Raw genomic sequence first — 17,382 nt, 5'->3', positions numbered from 1 at the left:
CATCGGCGGCGTGTCGCATCGCATGAACCCCCCGGGGCCACGCGCGCGATCTGCCGCTGTGGCCCGGTCCCTTGCTTCCACCGATCCAGCCCACCCGCAATCAGGCATGAATGATTAATACCATTGGATAATCCGCCCGATCGCGCGCCTGAAACCGCGCTGCGCGGAAGTTCCCGTGAGGCGCGCACGAATCGGGATTACTCCTCATGGACCGGTTGGAGTAGGCCCCCGGATCGGCGATTGATTTCTACCTTTTACAATCCGGCAATGATGGCCGGGGAACGGTGGTCTGCTCGGATGGATCGAACGGTGGCGCAACCTTCATGGCTTCGCAGTCTCCTGCCCGACGAAGTGCAGGACCGCGCGACCGTGGACGCCGCCGTCCCGCGCAGGCCGCAGCTGTTCGTCAACGGCCGCTTCCTCGTCCAGCAGGCGACCGGCGTGCAGCGCGTCGCGGTAGAGATCGTGCGCGGCATCGACACCATGCTGGACCGCAGCGAACTGGTGGCCGACGTCACGCTTCTGGTGCCTCGGGGCGAGTGGGTGCAGCCGCTGAATTTGCGGCACATCGCCGTGGAGACGGTCGGCACGCGCCGGGGCGTCTGGTGGGAGCAGCTCGACCTGCCGCGCCGCGCGACCGGCGGCACTCTGCTGTGCCTCGGCAACAGTGCCCCGGCGCTGACGCTGCTGGCCGGATGGAGCCGCGTCGCGGTGATGATCCATGACGTCTCGTTCCTCGACCATCCCGCCGCCTATCGCCTGAGCTACCGCATGGCGCACCGCCGGATGCTGCCGCTGCTGATGCGCGCGGCGCGCCATATCGTCACCGTGTCGCAGACCGAGCGGGAGCGGCTCGTCCGCCTTTCCCCCGCCGCTGCGCCGCGCATCACGGTCGCGCCCAACGGCGGCTGGAGCGGCGGCGGCAGCGCGGGCGCGGATGCCCTGCCGGAGATCGCGGAGCCTTACGGGCTCTACGTGGGCTCGCTCTCGCGCCGCAAGAACTTCGAGCGCACGCTGGCCGCCGCCGTGCGACTGGCGCGCGAGGACGACCTCGACTTCGTGTTCGTCGGCGCTTCGGGCGGGATCCTCCAGAAGCCCCGGTGCGAAGTGCCCGCCGACGTCGCCCATCGCATCCACTTCCTCGGCCAGATCAACGACAGCGCGCGCCTTGCCGGCATCTACCGAAATGCGCGGCTGCTGCTGTTCCCCTCGCTCTACGAGGCCTGCCCGCTGCCGCCGCTGGAAGCCGCGCACTTCGGGTGCCCGGTGGTGGTGTCCAACATCCCCTCGATGTGGGAGCGCTGCGGGCGCGCGGCGCTCTACTGCGACCCGATGAGCGTCGATTCGATCGTGCGCGCCGCCCGCACCGCGCTGGCGCAGGGCCCCGAGCGCGATGCGCTGGTGGCGGCAGGCCAGGCGATGTCCGGGCGGCGCTCATGGGAAGCGCAGGCGCAGGCGATCTGCGCTCGGATCCTCGGCGAGAGCCGGGCCACGCTGAGTTCCCCTCCCCCTCGATGGGGGAGGGATACGCAGGCTTGAGAGCGTAGCGAACTAGCCGAAGTTGGGCGGGGGTGAGAGGCTGGGCGCTGTGTGCGGAAAATCACCCCCATCCAAGCTGCGCTAGCTCCTGACGGAGCAAGCTTCGCTATTCTTCCCCCATCAGGGGGGAAGGGCCAGGCGGTTTTCCCCCTCAGGCCGGGTGGAGGACATCCGGCAGCGGTGGCATTCCCGCCATCGCGGCGGGGCCGTGGAACTGCATCGCCAGCACCGTCGCCACGCGGTCCACCTCAAGGCTGGTCAGGCCGGAGCCCATCGGCAGGCCGAGCAGGGTGCCGGACAGGCGGTCCGTCACCGGCAGTTCGTCCCGGCGCGCGGTGCGCAGGTGGTCGTGCTGGTGCATCCCGCGCCCGTACCACAGCCGCGCCTCGATCCCCGCCGCGTCCATCGCGGCCTGCACCGCTTCCAGCATGGTGCCGTCCGGGCATTTGAGCACGACGTAGTTGGACGCCAGTTCCGGGTAGGTCGCCAGCCGGTCTATCGGCAGGTTCTCGCGTGCGAAGGCGGCACGGTAGGCGGCGATGGTCCGGCCGAAGTCGGCGCGCTTGGCGGCCCAGCCGTCCAGTTCGGCCAGCGCCACGGCGGCGTGGTATTCGCTCATCTTGCCGTTGAGGCTGGCGGTCTGGCTGTTGCGCGATCCCATGAAGCCGAAGTTGGTCGCCTGCGCGGTGCGTGCCGCCATGGCAAGGTCCGGCCAGACGACGCAGCCGCCTTCGCCGCAGCCCAGCGCCTTGGTCGCATGGAAGCTGAGGGCGAGCGGCACCTCGGCGGCGCAGGTCATCGTCCCGTCCGCCAGCGCCTCCACGGCGGCGGCGGCGTCGATCACCACGGGCACGCCGGTCTCGTGCTGGAACCGGGCCCAGCGCTCGACATCGATGGGGCGGCCATAGAGGCAGACGGGCACCACGACGCCGATCTTGTCCAGCATCGGGTGCGACGCCAGCACGTCCGGGTCCAGCGTCCAGGTTTCCGCGCTGACATCGGCAAGGTAGGGCTCGAAGCCGCACTGGCGCACCGCCGATGCGGTGGCGACGAAGGTATAGGCAGGGCACAGCGCGTAAGGGCGCTCGGGCGTGGCCGGGCCTGCGTGCGCAAGGATCGCGGCGACGAGCGCGGCGGTGCCCGAACTGGTGGCGACGACGGTCTCTTCGGGCAGGTCGAACAGGTCGCACAGCCGCCGCTGGAGCCGCTTCACCAGCGGGCCCTGGTTGGAATACATCCGCGACTGGTCGATCATCCGCAGGTACGGGGTGATCGCGTCCGTCATCGGCAGCTGCGGTTCGTAGGCCAGCAACCGGCGCGGCGCCTGAGGCTCGATCGCGGTGAGCCGCCGCAGCAGCGCCTCGCGGTCGACCGACGCGACGCTGCGCAGCAGGCCGAAGTCCCCGGCGTCCGGGTCGTCGTCGGAAGCGGGAACCTGTCCCGCGAAGGAAGAGAAGATGCCGATGGCGATGTCTCCCGCTTTTGAGGCTAGCGGCTGGGGTGCGCGCGATCGAGCGTGAGCTGTCGCGCGCGGCCCGCACCGGAGTTCGGAATGGAGGTCTGGTAGGCCTGCCGAATCGCCCGCACCGTGCCCGCCGGGGCCAGCAGCAGCGGCAGCGCCACCGTCCACAGCCGGGGCAGCGCGGCGTAGCGACCGATCAGGTAGGCGGCGGCCTTGAGCGTCTGCCCGGCGCTGTCGCCGTCGGTCTTGGCGTTGACCACGCGGGCGATGACGTGGGTGTCGAACACCCGCTTGCCCATGGCGCGGTGCGATGCCGGATCGTCGGCGAAGAGCATGTCGGCGATCTCGTCATAGCCGCGCACGTCGATCCGCAGCCGTTCTAGCCAGCCGACCCGGCGCTTCAACTGGTCGTTGCCTGACCGGAAGCCGACGCAGGGTTCCTGCACCACGCCCCAGCCGCCGTGCCTGCCGACCGCGAGCCCGGCGATGAAGACCGGCGAATAGAGGTTGTCCATCGCCCGTGCGCGCGGATCGGCGGCGGCCGCTTCCCAGTTGCTGCGCTTCACCAGTGTGCCGGAGATATAGCCCAGCAGTTCGGCGAACCGGCTGAAGGCGGCTCCGGCGCCGGTCACGCACTGGGTTTCGGGCATGGCGCGGATGCCGGTGATGCGGCGCATGGTGACGTCGTAGTCGACCACGCCCACCGTCAGCGCGACCGCCTGCGGCCAGCGTTGCAGGGCTTCCATCACCCGCCGCGCGCCGCCACGCTCCAGCCGGTCGTCGTCGCCGATCAGCCAGATGTAGTCGCCCGTCGCGCTGGCGGTCACGGCGGCGACGTTGCGGTCGACGCCGATGTTCACCGGCTGGCGGATGCCGACGAACCGCGCGATGCGCGCCGCATAGCGCTCCATCACGGCGGCGGTATGGTCGGAGGAACCGTCGTCGCTGACGACCACTTCGATCTCGGGCATGGCTTCGGCCACGATGCTTTCGAGAAGTTCGGCCAGAAGATCCGCGCGATTGAAAGTAGGTATGCAGATAGAAAGCGTCGGCATGCAGACTCCAAACCGAAAGCAGGCCAGATGCAGCGACGTTATTTACACCACAGGGCAGTTGCGTCGTCCAGTTTGGGCAAGGTTCACTAGTATACGCTGATTTGAAATATCGACGGTTTTACGGGAATATTGCAGATGCGTTGCCCGTTTGAGGGCTGGGTCTACTGGTCCGAATTTTCCGTATGGAAAACGCGGGGGAACGGCGTTCCGGTCAGATTCGCGCCGGACGGGGCTCGGGAATCACCAGCGAGACGCGCAGGCCGGGGAAGGCGGGGGCGAGCAGCAGTTCCGCGCCGTGGGCCTGCGCGATGGCCGCGACCATGCTGAGGCCGAGGCCGTCGCCCGGCACCGCGGCGGAGTTCGTGCCGCGATAGAACTGCTCGGTGACGCGGGCCGCCTCGTCCTCGTCGAGACCGGGGCCGTCGTCGCGCACGCTCAGTTCCAGCTCGCCGCGCCGCCGCGTCGCGGACAGTTCCACCCGATGCCCCGGCCCGGCGTGCTTCAGCGCATTGTCGAGGAGGTTCGACAGCGCCTGGAACACGAGGTCGAGGTCGAGGTCCGCCACCAGCGGCCGCTGCGCCGAGAGGACGAGGTCGATGCCGAGGCGCTCGGCCTCGGGCTGGTAGAACTCTTCGAGATCCTCCAGCAACTGCACCACGTCGGTGCGCTGGCGTTCGAGCGGATGGCGGCCGTTCTCCAGCCGCGAGATGCGCATCAGCGCGGAGAGGATCTGCCGGAGCCGGTTCGCCTCGACGATCGCATCTCCGGCGGCGACGCGCATCGCAAGGTCGTCCCCGGCCATGTGCTCCAGCGCCTCCAGCCGCCCGATCAGCCGCGCGAGCGGGGTGCGCAGTTCGTGCGCGGCGTTGTCAGAGACGCGCTGCACCGCCTGGAACAGCGACTGGATGCGCGAGAGCATGAGGTTGAGCGTCTCGCCCAGCCGGTCGAAGTCGTCGTTGGAGCCGCGCACCTGCACGCGGCCCGCAAGGTCGCCCTCCATCACCTGCCGCGCCGCCAGCGTCACCGCCTCGATCCGCCGCCCGATGGCAAGGCTCATCAGCCAGCCCCCGCCGAGGCCGAGGAGCAGCGTCACGCCGAAGATCCACACCGCCGCCGTGCGCAGGACTTCGGCCTCGCTGGTCACTTCCTCCACGTCGCGGCCGATCATGAGCCGCGCGCCGCCGGGCAGCATGCGGTCTCGGACGAGGGCGTTGTGGTCGATTTCCACGCCCTCCACGAAGGTATCCGCCTCGATCAGCGTGAGCTGCTCGGACGGGCGGGCGGGCCAGCTCGGCAGGTTGGAGGTGAGCACCCGGCCATCGGGGGCGAGCAGGGCGTGGAACGCCTTGGGCCCATCCGAATGGCGCGCCCGCCGGTCGAGCGCGGTGGCGGTGGCGGCGATGCCGTGGGCGAGGTAGGCGGCGCGGAACTCCTCCGCCTCCTCGTCCACCATGGCGTGTGCGGCGTCCATCGGCACGACCACGCGCAGCCAGTACCCGGCCCCCATCAGCAGCCCCACCGAAAGGCAGAACAGCCCCGCGTAGAACAGCATCAGCCGGAACGTGAAGCTGCGCAGCAGGCGCCTCATCCCGCGCGCATCATGTAGCCGACGCCGCGGATGGTGTGGATCAGGTCGGCCTCGTCATCCTGCGCGATCTTCTGGCGCAGCTTGCTGATGTGCTGGTCGATGATGTTGGTCTGCGGGTCGAAATTGTAGTCCCACACGTTCTCGAGCAGCATCGTGCGCGTCACCACACGCCCCGCATTGCGCGCGAGATAGGCGACGATCCGCAGTTCGCGCAGGGTGAGGGCGATGCGCCGTCCCGCCCGCGTGACGGTGTGCGAGGCAAGGTCGATCTCGAGGTCGGCGACGCGCAGCAGGCTGGACTGTTCGGCGACCGGCGCGTTGCGGCGCGCCAGCGTCTCCAGCCGCGCCAGCAGTTCGGACATGGCGAAGGGCTTGGCCATGTAGTCGTCGCCCCCGGCGCGCAGGCCGCGCACGCGCTCGTCCACGTCGCCCAGCGCGCTCAGGATCAGCACCGGGGTCGCATCATCGGTCGCGCGCAGGGCGGCGAGCACCTTGAGCCCGTCGAGCGTGGGCAGCATCCGGTCGAGGATGATCGCGTCGTAGCACTCGCAGGTCGCCCGGACGAGCGCGTCGCGGCCATCGGCGCAATGCTCGACGACGTGCCCGGCCTCGCGCACGCCGGCCATGATATGCGCCGCCAGCGCGGCATCGTCTTCGACCAGGAGTATCTGCATCCCGCCCGAGCCTTATCGTGGACCCGTGTCCCCGTCGAGGTGGGGCGTCGAGGTGGGGCAGTGTCGCAGGGGAGTTCGCGGTTGACGCGAACGCGCGGGCGGAGGAAAATGGGCAAAACTAAATAAAGGCTCCACGCCCGGCCAACGTCGCTGCGCCAAAGCATTGCAATGCCCCTTTCCCCCTCTCCTTTCCCCCGGACCGATTCCGCACGCGTCCCAGCTTCCGGCCAACGTATCAACGTGCTTGCCATCGGTGGATCGCACCAGTTCGGGCACATCCTGCCCGTCGCGCTGGAGCTTGAGCGGCGCCATCCGGGGCAGGTGAGCCTGTTCGTGTCGAGCGATGCGGAAGCCGCGGCTGCCCGGGATTTCGCCCAGGGGCAGGTGCTGCCCGAGACGGTGGTGCTCGGCCTGCCCGGCATCGCGAAGCTCCTGCCCTCGGCGCTGCACAAGGGCCTGCGCCTTGCCCTGCAGGCCGAGCGCCTGCGCGACGCGGCGGTGATCCTCTGTGCCGAGCGGACCTCGACGATCCTCAAGCGCCTGCCCGGCCACTGCCCGCCGATCCTGCACATCCCGCACGGCGCGGGCGACCGCGCGGTGGGCTTCGAGAAGCGCTTCCGCCTGTTTGACCATGTGATGCTCGCCGGGCGCAAGGATCGCGACCGCCTCGTCGAAAGCGGCGTCGTCACGGCGGAGGCCTGCACCGTCACCGGCCCGGTCAAGCTCTCGACCGTCCTTGCCGGAGCGCTCCAGCGTCCGCCGCTGTTCGACAACGGCCGCCCGACGATCCTCTACAACCCGCACTTCTCCAAGAAGTACGGCTCGATCGAGGTGTTCGGCCAGCGGCTGGTCGAGGCGGTGGTGGCCGACGGCCACTACAACCTCGTCGTCGCGCCGCACGTCAGGCTGGCGGGCCGCTGGTCGGCGGCGAAGCGGCGGCAGTGGGAGGCGCTGGCGGTGCCGGGGCAGGTCGTGATCGACCTCGGATCGTCGCGCTGCAACGACATGACCTATACCCTCGGTGCCGATCTCTACATCGGCGACGTCAGCAGCCAGGTCTACGAATTCCTCGCCTATCCGCGCCCCTGCCTCTTCGTCGATGCCAGGGGCGTCGAGTGGCAGGACAGCGAGGATTACGCGATGTGGCACTTCGGTGAGGTGATCGCCCCCGAGGTGGACATCGCCGCCGCCATCGAGCGCGCCTTCGCCACCCACCCGGCCTACGTCAACTGGCAGCGCGAGCGCATGGCCTACACCATCGAGGGTATCTCGTGGCGGCCCGACGGGACCCCGGTGTTCCGGGGACGCAGCCCGGTGGACGGTGCCGCCGACCGGGTCGAGTGCTTCGCGGGCCTGCGCTCCGAACGCCCCGGCCATCTCGCCGCCGCCTGAAACGGCGCGGCGAAGGGGAGTAGACTCGCACCCTCAAATTGGAACATAATAGGAACGAAATTCCCGATTCGAGGATCGTTCCATGTTCCACGATCAGGCCGGCGCCTGCATCGAAGATCCGCCCCCCGATAGCGGCGGCGGCATCCCCCGGCTCGCCCGCGCGCAGCTGCACGAAGTCCATGCCGATGGCGTGGACTGGGCGGGGGCGCTCGCCTTCGGGCTGGGTGCAATGGATGCAGACGGTCGCAAGCCGGTGCTGCTGCTGCGCACCCGCAGGCGCGGGGCGGCGATGGTGCCTTACGGCGCGGGCTTCGCCGCGTTCGGCGTCGATCCCGCCCGGCTGGTCGTCATCGACGCGCGCGACGATGCGGCGCTGCTGCGGGCAGGGCTTGACGCGGCGCGCAGCAGCGGCCCGGCCGCCGTCATCGTCGAGAGCTGGGGGCGACTGCGCGAATACGACATGGTGGCGAGCCGCCGCCTGATCCTCGCGGCGGAGCGCTCGCGCATCCCGGTGGTCATGCTGCGCGGCGATGCCGACCCGCGCCCGAGCGCCGCGCATACCCGCTGGACGGTCTCCACCGCGCCCTCCGTCCCGCTGGAGCCGCGCGCTCCCGGTCCTCCGGCATTGCTGGTCGAACTGGTCCGGCGGCGGGGCGGACCGGCGGGAATGCGCTGGCGGCTGGAATGGAATGACGAACATGGCGGATTCCGCGACATACCCCTCGACCACGCTGCCGCTGACGCCGACGACCGGGCAGGCGGACGGGCCGCGCCGCTATCTGGCGCTGTGGTTCCCCTTCCTGCCCTGCGAACGGGCGCGCCGCTGCGGCGCATTGCCTGACGGAGAAGGCCCGCAGGCACTCTTCGCGCGCGAGGGGCAGGCGCTGCGCCTCGCGGCGGTGGACGTGGCGGCGGTGCGGCAGGGCCTTGGCGCGGGCATGACGCTGGCCGATGCCCGCGCGCGCTGCCCGGACCTCGCCACCGCGCCGCACGATCCCGTCGCCGATTCCCGCGCGCTGGAGCGGCTGGCGGGAGCGATGATCGCCTTCACCCCGCTCGTCTCGCTCGATGCCCCCGACGGCGTGGTGCTCGACGTGACCGGCTGCGCGCACCTGTTCGGCGGGGAGGCGGCGCTGGTGCGTGCGGTGCTCGCCGCCACCGGCCATGCCGTGCGCCACGCGCTCGCCCCCCATGTCGCCGCCGCCCGCGCGCTGGCGCGCTTCGGTGGGGGGACGGACGTGCGCGCCCTGCCGGTCTCCGCGCTGGAACTGGACGCGGAGGCCCTGTCCGGCCTGCGCCGCGCCGGGCTGGAGACGCTGGGCGATCTCGCCAGCCGTCCGATGGCGGGCCTCGCGGCGCGCTTCGGCGAACTCGCCGTCACCCGCCTGCGCGCGATCCTGGGCGAAGCGGGCAGCCCCGTCGTCCCCTTGCGCCTGGCCGAGCCGATCCGGCTGGAAACCCGCTTTCCCGAACCCCTCGCGCGGACCGACGACGCGCTCGACGTGATCGAGGATCTGCTGGCGCAGGCGTCGCGCACGATGGAGCAGCGCCAGCTCGGCGGGCGGCGCTTCCTCGTCACGCTCCATCGCACCGACAACGCGCGGAGGCGGCTGGCGGTGGAAACCGGGCTGGCGGTGCGCGATCCCGCTGCCGTCATGCGCCTCCTGCGCGAGCGGATCGACACGCTTTCCGACCCGCTGGACCCCGGCTTCGGCTTCGATGCGATCACGCTGGCGGTACTCGGCGCGCAGCACCTGCCTTCGCGCCAGATCATGCTGGAGGACGGCAGGGAGGAGAACGCCGACGACGTGGCCGCACTGGTCGACCAGCTCAGCGTGCGGATGGGCGAGGACAGCGTGCGCCGTGTCGCCCCCCGCGACCGGCACTTGCCCGAGAAGGCGCAGGCGCTGGTCCCGGCGCTGCGCCTCCGCAACGTCCAGTGGCCGCCGCCCGAGGACGTGCCACCGCGTCCACTCCTCCTCCTCGACCCGCCGCAGCAGGTGGACGTGATCGCGGGTGTGCCCGACAGTCCGCCGCAGCGCTTCCGCTGGAAGGGGCGCCTCCACGACGTCACGTTGGCCGAGGGGCCGGAGCGGATTGGCGCGGAATGGTGGCGGCGGCGCGGCGGGCACATGCCCGGCGGAGCGGGGGAGACGCGCGACTACTACCGCATCGAGGACGCGGACGGGCGGCGCTACTGGATCTTCCGCCACGGCCTGTTCAGCGAGAAGCCGGACCCGCGCTGGTATCTGCACGGCCTGTTCCCGTGAGTGCTTTCGCGGAACTCGTCACCGCCACCAATTTCAGCTTCCTGCGCGGCGCCTCGCCGGGAGCGGAGATGGTCGTGCGGGCGCAGGCGATGGGCATGACCGGCATCGGCATCGCCGACCGCAACACCGTGGCGGGCGTGGTCCGCGCCCATCGTGCATGGAAGGAGATCGGGAGGGCAAAAAGCGGGCTGCGCCTGATCGTCGGCGCGCGGCTGGTCTTCGCGGACGGCACGCCCGACATCGTGGCCTATCCGATGACGCGCCACGGCTGGGGCCGCCTGACGCGCCTGCTGACCCTGGGCAACCGCAAGTCGAAGAAGGGCGAGTGCGAACTGCACCTGAGCGACCTCGTCGAACATGCGCAGGAGATGGCGCTGATCGTGATGCCGGGTAGTGGGGATGGGGACGAAGCGCTGCTTGCCACGTTGCGGGCGCTGGCTGCTCATTCGCACTCCACATCTACACTCACACCTCGTCATTGCGAGCGTAGCGAAGCAATCCAGCGGCATCGCGCACCGCATGGATTGCTTCGCTACGCTCGCAATGACGAAGGAGGGGGCAAGGCGGAAACTACGGTCAGGCTCTGGCTTGCCGCCACCATGCCCCGTGCCGGTCGCGACGCGCGTCGGCTGGCGGAGCGGATGGCGCTGTCGCAGCGCACCGGCGTCCCCCTGATCGCCACCAACGACGTGCTTTATGCGACGCCGGAGGACAGGCCGATGCAGGACGTCCTCACCTGCATCCGCGAGGGGTTGACCGTCCAGACCGCCGGTCGCCGCCTCGCCGCCAATGCCGAGCGGCACCTCAAGTTCCCCGTCGAGATGGCCCGCCTGTTCCGCGCCTGCCCCGAGGCGCTGGCGGCGACGCAGGACTTGCTGGCCTGTGTGAAATTCACCCTCGACGACTTGCGCTACGAATACCCGCACGAGCCGGTGCCCGAAGGTTGGGAGCCGCAGCCGTGGCTGGAGCATCTCGTCATGGAGGGCTCGCGCAAGTGGTTCCCCGATGGCCTGCCACCCAGGTACCAAGAGACGCTGAACGAGGAATTCGGCCTGATCCGTGACCAGAAGATCGCCTACTACTTCCTCACCGTCCACGACATCGTGCATTACGCGCGCAGTCTCGATCCGCCGATTCTGTGTCAGGGACGCGGCAGCGCGGCCAATTCGCTGGTCTGCTACTTCCTTGGCGTCACGCCGATCGACCCGGTGGAAGAAAAACTGCTGTTCACGCGCTTCCTCTCCACCGAGCGGGACGAGCCGCCCGACATCGACGTCGATTTCGAGCACGAGCGGCGCGAAGAGGTGATGCAGTATATCTACAATCGCTACGGCCGCGACCGTGCCGGGATTGCCGCCACCGTCATCCGTTATCGCCAGCGCAGCGCCATCCGCGAAGTCGGCAAGGTGCTGGGCATGAGCGAGGACATCACCACGCGCCTCTCCGGTACCGTCTGGGGCAGCTGGGGTGGCACCGAACTGCCCGAAACCCGCCTGACCGAAGCCGGGTTTGACCCCGCCAACCCGCAGGTGGAGCGTCTGCGCGACATGGTGGGGCGGCTCCTCGAATACCCCCGCCACCTTTCGCAGCATGTCGGCGGCTTCGTGCTGAGCGAAGGTCGGCTCGACGAACTCGTGCCGATCCACAATGCGGCGATGGAGAAGCGCACTTTCATCGAGTGGGACAAGGAAGACCTCGAATCCCTCGGATTGATGAAAGTTGACATTCTCGCGCTTGGCATGCTGACGGCGATCCGCAAGAGCTTCGATCTGCTGCGCGATCATGGCTGGCGCGATCTGGAACTGGCCACCGTCCCGCAGGATGACGTGCCGACCTACGACATGCTGTGCAGGGGCGACAGCATCGGCACGTTCCAGGTCGAGAGCCGCGCCCAGATCGCGATGCTTCCGCGCATGAAGCCGCGCGAACTCTACGATCTCGTCATCCAGGTGGCCATCGTGCGGCCCGGCCCGATTCAGGGCGGCATGGTCCATCCCTATCTGCGGCGGCGCACGGGTGAGGAGAAGGTCGTCTTTCCCGGCCCGAAGGGCGAGATGGAAGATCTGCTCTACAAGACCATGGGCGTACCGCTGTTTCAGGAACAGGCGATGCGCCTTGCGATCGTCGCGGCGAAGTTCTCCCCCGCTGAGGCCGACCGCCTGCGCCGCTCGATGGCGACGTTCCGGCGCAACGGCACCATCCATGAACATCAGGAAAAGTTCGTCAACGGCATGGTCCGGCGCGGCTATCCGCAGGACTTCGCCGAGGGTTGCTTCAAGCAGATCGAAGGTTTCGGCGAATACGGCTTTCCCGAAAGCCATGCGCAGGCATTCGGGCTGCTGGCCTACGTCTCGTCATGGCTGAAGTGCCATTATCCGGCGGTGTTCACTTGCGCGCTGCTCAACAGCCAGCCGATGGGGTTCTATGCGCCCGCGCAGCTTGTCGGCGATGCGCGCGAACATGGGGTGGAGGTCCGGCCTATCGATATCCGCGACAGCTTCTGGGACAATACGCTGGAGGGCGAACGCATCCTGCGCCTTGGCCTGCGGCAGATCGGCGGGTTCAAGAAGGAGTGGGCCGAGGCGCTGAAAGCGGCGCGCGAGGCTGCGCCCATCGCGAACCTTGAGGACGCCGCGCGCCGGGCCGGGCTGCCCTCGCGCGCCCTGCGGTTGCTGGCCGATGCCGATGCGCTCGGCTCGCTGGGGCAGAGCCGGCGTCAGGCGGGGTGGGAGGCGCGGCGGGTGCCTTCGGCGCAACTGCCGCTTTTCGCGGCGCTGGATGCGCCCGAACTGGCCGCGGAACCCGAAGCCGCGCTTCCCGCGATGGCGCCGTCCGAGGAAGTCGTCGCCGATTACCAGACCCAGCGATTGTCGCTGAAGGGCCACCCCATGCAGTTCCTGCGCGAACACTTCGCCGGGCAGGGGGTGCGGACCTGCGCGGAAGTCAATACCGCGAAGGATGGTCAGAAAGTGCGCGTCGCCGGGGTCGTGCTGATCCGCCAGCGACCCGGCAAGGGCAATGCGATCTTCATCACCATCGAGGATGAGACCGGCATCGTGAACGCGCTGCTCTGGGCGCGCGAGTTCGAGAAGCAGCGGCGCGCGGTGATGGCCGCGCGGCTGATGGTGATCGACGGCGTGGTCCAGCACAGCAAGGAAGGCGTGGTTCACCTGATGGTCGATCTCGTCACCGATGCCAGCGAGGCGATGGCGCGCCTCTCGCCGCCGCCGATGCTCAAGCCCGAGCCGATGCCGGGCGATGCGGTGCGCCACCCGGTCTACGATCCGAACCGGCCGACTTCGGGCCATGCGTCGCGGGGACATCCGCGCAACGTGCGCATCCTGCCCCGCTCGCGGGACTTTCACTGAGGTCGCATTCGTCATTGCGAGCGTAGCGAAGCAATCCACGGTCGGCCCACGCCGCTGGATTGCTTCGCTACGCTCGCAATGACGAAGCATTCGCTCGTTTAAACGGCCAGCTCAGTAGATATCGCGGAGATAGCGCCCGGTCTCGGCCATGTCCTCCAGCCGCTCGTCGCCAAGGACGGAGCGCAGCGCCGCGTCCACCGCCGGGGCCATGCCGAGGAGGCTGCCGCAGACGAGGATCGTCGAGCCGTCTTCCACCTGCTCGCGCAGCACGGCGGCGGCTTCGGGAATCATGTTCTGGATGTAGCGCCCGCAATCGGCGTCGCGCGACCATGTGCGGTCGAGGCGGGCGAGGGTGCCGTCCGCCAGCCACGACTGGAGTTCGTCGTCGAGGAATGCATCGTGCGCGCGGCTGCGTTCGCCCAGCAGCAGCCAGTGCCCGGTGCTGCCTGCGCTCGCCGCCTGCCGCAGATGGCCGCGCAGGCCCGCAAGGCCGGTGCCGTTGCCGATCAGGATCAGCTTGCCGTGATCGTCCGCGATGCGGAAGCCGGGATTGGCATGCAGACGCAGCGCCATTTCCGCGCCGATCGGTGCATGTGCGGTCAGCCACCCCGAGCCGAGGCCGAGCGTGCCGTCGTCGCGCCGGACCTGCCGCACGACAAGCTCGATGCGCCCGTCCGCCGGGATTGAGGCGATCGAGTATTCGCGATGGGGCAGCGGGCGCAGGCCTGCGACGATCTCGTCCGCAGAGCCTTCGGCGGCATCGGGCAGCACGGCATCGGCGAGGTGTTCGGCGAGCGTGCGTCCCTCCACCAAGGCGGTCCCGTCGAGGCCGGAGCGGACGAGGAATCCGGCGACGGCGGCAGGATCGTTGGCCGGGCGCACTTCGGCGATGTCGCCCGCCTGCCAGTCGTGCGCGGCGTCGCCCAGCGGTTCGAGGGCGAGCAGGAAGGCCGGGCCGCCCTTGCTGCCGGGGTTGAGCAGGCGGCGTTCCGTCAGGCGCCAGCGGGCGTATTGCGCGGGGGCGAAGTCCGCCGCCATCGGGTCCGCACCCAGCGCGGCGAGTTGCTGCTGCCACTGGCGCTCGGCATCGACGTCCTCGCCGTCGACTTCGATGGTGTCGAACAGGCGACGGCCACCGCCAGAGTGCAGCCAGCGGTCGACATCGTGGCCGAAGGCGCAGAACTGCGGATATTCGCGGTCGCCAAGGGCGAGGACGGCATAGTCGAGATCGGCCGCGACCGGCGGCGTCGCCATCGTTTCGCGCGCGAAGCGGCGGGCGCGGTCCGGCGGCTCGCCTTCGCCATACGTGCTCACGACGAAGAGCGCGCGGCGGGCTTCCGCCAGCACGGCATCGTCGATCGAGGAGATCGGCAGGACTTTCGCGCCGCCCAGCACGGCGGCGGTCTGGCGGGCGAGCCGCTCCGCGCCGCCGGTCTGGCTGGCGTAGGCGACGAGCATCCCCTCGTCCGCCGTGTGCGTGACGACCGGCGCGGCCTCGATCTCGGCCAGCGCCTGCTTGCGGCGGCGTCGCGCGAAGTAGAGCAGCAGGCCGGTGACGGTGAACAGCGGCATAGCAAGGCTGGTCACGAAGATCGTGATGCGCCCCGGCAGTCCGAAGATCGCGCCGCGATGGACCTCGAACATGCTCGTCGCGATGACCTTGCCGGTGCCGCGGTCGGCATAGCGGTCGGCCTTGAGCAGCCGTCCGCTCGCCACGTCGATGTCGAGGTTGTCGGTCATGCGGTCGTGCCGGGCGTTCGGCAGGAGCACGCGGAAGGTGGTCTTGCCGCCGTCGGCGGGCAGGGTGACCGAGACCGATTCGAACCGGCCGCCGGTCGCGCGCTCCACGGTCGTCCAGGCACGGGCGAGCGAGACGGGGACGGGCTCGCCCTTTTCCTTGCTCTCACGGCCGCCGTCGCGCTCGGCCGATCCGGTCAGCACGACCATCGCGCCCGTGCGATACCACTCGTAGGACCACCATAGGCCGGTGAACGCGCTCAGGAGGTAGGCGATGGCGACCCAGCTGCCGATCACGACATGCAGTTCGCGGTAGAGGTTGCGCCCGCTCTTGCGCAAGTCGAGCACCAGCCAAGAACGCCAGTCGAGCGCGCGGCGGGGCCAGCGTAGGTACAGGCCCGAGAGCGCGAAGAAGATCAGCGCGATGGTGGAGAACCCGGTGATCTGGCGCCCCCAGCCCTTCGAGCCGCCGGGTGCGGCGAGCCACCGGTGGATGTCCTGCACCAGCCGGAAGAAGCCTTCGCCGTTCGGCTTGCCGAGCAGGCGTCCGTCGCGCGGGTCGATATAGCTGCGCTCGCCGCGCCGCTCGCCGGGATCGGGGGCGAACATGACCTGCCACGCACGGGCGGGGTCGGATTCCACGGTCAGCCATTCGACCCGGCGCCCTTCGCGCGCGGCGGAGGCTCGGGCGATCACCGCATCGGGCGACATGATCCTGCCGCTGCCGGGCTCGAGCGTGACGATGCCGGGGCTGATTGCCCGCATGATCTCGTCCTCGAAGCTGAGCGTCGCGCCGGTAAGGCCCATGACCGCGAGCACGAGCCCTGCGGTGATCCCCAGAAACCAGTGAACCTGAAACAGTACTCTGCGCGTCACTTCGACCGTGCCCCCGATGCGGGGCCTTGCGCAAGCATGGCCCCCGTTTGAAAAGCACGGGCCGATTGGCCTTGCGGGCTTTCGTTTCCCTCTCGGGCAGGTCGGCTAATGCGACATATTCGCAATAGCAAGGAGTTTTACGAAGCGGAGACAGTCCGAGGGTTACCGAAACCCCGGAAAACTACCCGGAGCGGCCCTCGACCCCGGATTGGCGAGATGTTAAGCAATCGATGCTATTTCGGCAGGATGGTTTCGCAGCACCACATGATGAACAGGGATCGCGATCCGTCGTCGACGGGCATCGAAGATTTGCGTGTCCGCTCGCCGGGTATCGATCGTGCGGGATCCGCGCCGGTCGGTGCGAAGCCGATCCTGTGGCGCTGGTGGCTGGTTGCCGCGCTGCTCAGCCTTGCTGTCTGGGCGCTGGTCTTCGCGCTGCTGACCTGAGACGGATCAGTCCGGCTTCCAGCCGATCTCGGCGGCGGCGGCGGACTTGGGAATGTCGGTCAGCGCCTCGTTCACCGTGATCGTCTCACCCGGCGCGAGCTGGCTCTTCGCGGGAACGACTTCCTTGGCATAGACGATCGTCTCGCGCCGGTCGCGCAGGACGACGAGGAGCGAGGGCACCTTGCGCGTCTGCGCGCCGATGTTGGTGATCGTGCCGCTGACGCTGAAGAACTCGGTGCCGTCGGGCAGCGGCTTGCGATCCTGGCGGCCGCGCGGGAAGTCCAGCTTGAGGTCCGGCTGCGCCTGCTGGAAGGTCGGGCGCGGGATCGGCAGCCAGTCGGGCAGGCCACCCACCGCGACGGCGGCGGCGAGGCTCAGCGTGGCGGCGGCGAAGGCCACGGCGGCGTAAGTGCCGATCTTCGTCCAGTTGCGGCGCGGGCGGAACGGGGGCGAGAAGTCGAAGCTCGACGGGCCTTCGTCCGAATAGGCCTTGTTCGCGGTGTCGTCGTAATAGACCGGTCCCGTGCGCCGCGAGGGCGGGGGAGGTGGCATCGGTTCCGCGCGCGCTGCCGGCTGCTCCGGCGCACGCGGCACCACGACGGCGGGGCGCTGGGCCGGGCGGGGCGCGGGTTCGGGCTGCGGCGAGGCTGCCGCCTGAACCGGGGCGGGCTGCTCCACCGGTGCCTGCGCGGGGGCTTCGGCCGGGGCAGCGCTCACGCCGTCCAGTACGCGCTCAAGCTCGGGGCCTTCCTGATACCAGCTGTGGCGGCACTTCGCGCAGCGCACGGTCCTGCCTTCCACGCCGATGGCGCTGTCCGGGACAGCGTAGCGCGTGGAGCAGGCAGGGCAGGCGATTATCATGATCGCCTTCATAAGCACGCCTTGCGCGCGTGCGACAAGCGTCCCGCCTGTGGGTTCGCGTCATGACGCTCTTTTTTCCACATGCAAGGACCGCTATAGCCCCTTGCGGCCCG

12 protein-coding genes are annotated in these 17,382 nt (G+C 69.5%); 6 read left to right on the top strand and 6 right to left on the bottom strand.

The window, feature by feature from the left end; translation table 11 throughout:
- Nucleotides 1-309 precede the first annotated feature (309 nt).
- On the top strand, nt 310-1,539 hold the full coding sequence (locus LO787_RS13485; RefSeq protein WP_232491538.1) for a glycosyltransferase family 4 protein: 1,230 nt from the start codon (nt 310-312) through the stop codon (nt 1,537-1,539).
- A gap of 151 nt (nt 1,540-1,690) precedes the next feature.
- On the opposite strand, the gene LO787_RS13480 is transcribed toward LO787_RS13485, so the two are convergent.
- From LO787_RS13480 to LO787_RS13465, 4 genes are all read right to left on the bottom strand, one after another.
- Nucleotides 1,691-2,776, bottom strand: a complete 1,086-nt coding sequence (locus LO787_RS13480) for a DegT/DnrJ/EryC1/StrS family aminotransferase (protein ID WP_232496313.1) — start codon at nt 2,774-2,776, stop codon at nt 1,691-1,693.
- 251 nt (nt 2,777-3,027) lie between these two features.
- Nucleotides 3,028-4,056, bottom strand: coding sequence for a glycosyltransferase family 2 protein (locus LO787_RS13475; protein ID WP_232491537.1), 1,029 nt, complete (start codon nt 4,054-4,056; stop codon nt 3,028-3,030).
- Between the two features lie 211 nt (nt 4,057-4,267).
- The gene (locus LO787_RS13470; RefSeq protein WP_232491536.1) at nt 4,268-5,644 is read right to left on the bottom strand and encodes a sensor histidine kinase; all 1,377 of its coding nucleotides are present in this window, start codon (nt 5,642-5,644) and stop codon (nt 4,268-4,270) included.
- Nucleotides 5,641-6,318 carry a response regulator transcription factor gene (locus LO787_RS13465; protein ID WP_232491535.1) on the bottom strand — a complete coding sequence of 226 codons (678 nt, stop codon included), beginning with the start codon at nt 6,316-6,318 and terminating at the stop codon, nt 5,641-5,643. The genes LO787_RS13470 and LO787_RS13465 overlap by 4 nt, the downstream gene beginning before the upstream one ends.
- A gap of 240 nt (nt 6,319-6,558) precedes the next feature.
- Between LO787_RS13465 and LO787_RS13460 the strand changes: the two genes are divergently transcribed.
- The 4 genes from LO787_RS13460 (at nt 6,559) to LO787_RS13445 (ending at nt 13,348) form a co-directional block, all read left to right on the top strand.
- The gene (locus LO787_RS13460) at nt 6,559-7,710 is read left to right on the top strand and encodes a glycosyl transferase (RefSeq protein WP_232491534.1); all 1,152 of its coding nucleotides are present in this window, start codon (nt 6,559-6,561) and stop codon (nt 7,708-7,710) included.
- A gap of 82 nt (nt 7,711-7,792) precedes the next feature.
- Nucleotides 7,793-8,551, top strand: coding sequence for an ImuA family protein (locus tag LO787_RS13455; RefSeq protein ID WP_232491533.1), 759 nt, complete (start codon nt 7,793-7,795; stop codon nt 8,549-8,551).
- Between the two features lie 97 nt (nt 8,552-8,648).
- On the top strand, nt 8,649-9,980 hold the full coding sequence (locus tag LO787_RS13450; protein ID WP_338045433.1) for a Y-family DNA polymerase: 1,332 nt from the start codon (nt 8,649-8,651) through the stop codon (nt 9,978-9,980).
- Nucleotides 9,977-13,348, top strand: coding sequence for an error-prone DNA polymerase (locus LO787_RS13445; protein ID WP_232491532.1), 3,372 nt, complete (start codon nt 9,977-9,979; stop codon nt 13,346-13,348). The genes LO787_RS13450 and LO787_RS13445 overlap by 4 nt, the downstream gene beginning before the upstream one ends.
- Before the next feature lie 111 nt (nt 13,349-13,459).
- Here LO787_RS13445 and LO787_RS13440 read toward each other — a convergent pair whose 3' ends face one another.
- Complete coding sequence (locus LO787_RS13440; protein WP_232491531.1) at nt 13,460-15,961, bottom strand: PepSY domain-containing protein; 2,502 nt, start codon at nt 15,959-15,961, stop codon at nt 13,460-13,462.
- Nucleotides 15,962-16,207: 246 nt separating this feature from the next.
- On the opposite strand from LO787_RS13440, the gene LO787_RS13435 reads away from it, so the two are divergent.
- Nucleotides 16,208-16,408: a hypothetical protein gene (locus LO787_RS13435; RefSeq protein WP_232491530.1), complete on the top strand. Its 201-nt coding sequence runs from the start codon at nt 16,208-16,210 to the stop codon at nt 16,406-16,408.
- A 6-nt stretch (nt 16,409-16,414) separates the two neighbouring features.
- Here the strand turns inward: LO787_RS13435 and LO787_RS13430 are convergent, their stop codons facing one another.
- Nucleotides 16,415-17,269 (bottom strand): MJ0042-type zinc finger domain-containing protein, encoded by an 855-nt coding sequence (locus LO787_RS13430; RefSeq protein WP_232491529.1) that lies wholly within the window; start codon nt 17,267-17,269, stop codon nt 16,415-16,417.
- Between the last annotated feature and the right edge of the window lie 113 nt (nt 17,270-17,382).

The sequence above is a fragment of the Novosphingobium kaempferiae genome (genome assembly GCF_021227995.1).
Lineage (GTDB): Bacteria > Pseudomonadota > Alphaproteobacteria > Sphingomonadales > Sphingomonadaceae > Novosphingobium > Novosphingobium kaempferiae.
This window is presented reverse-complemented; position numbering and strand designations above follow the sequence as displayed.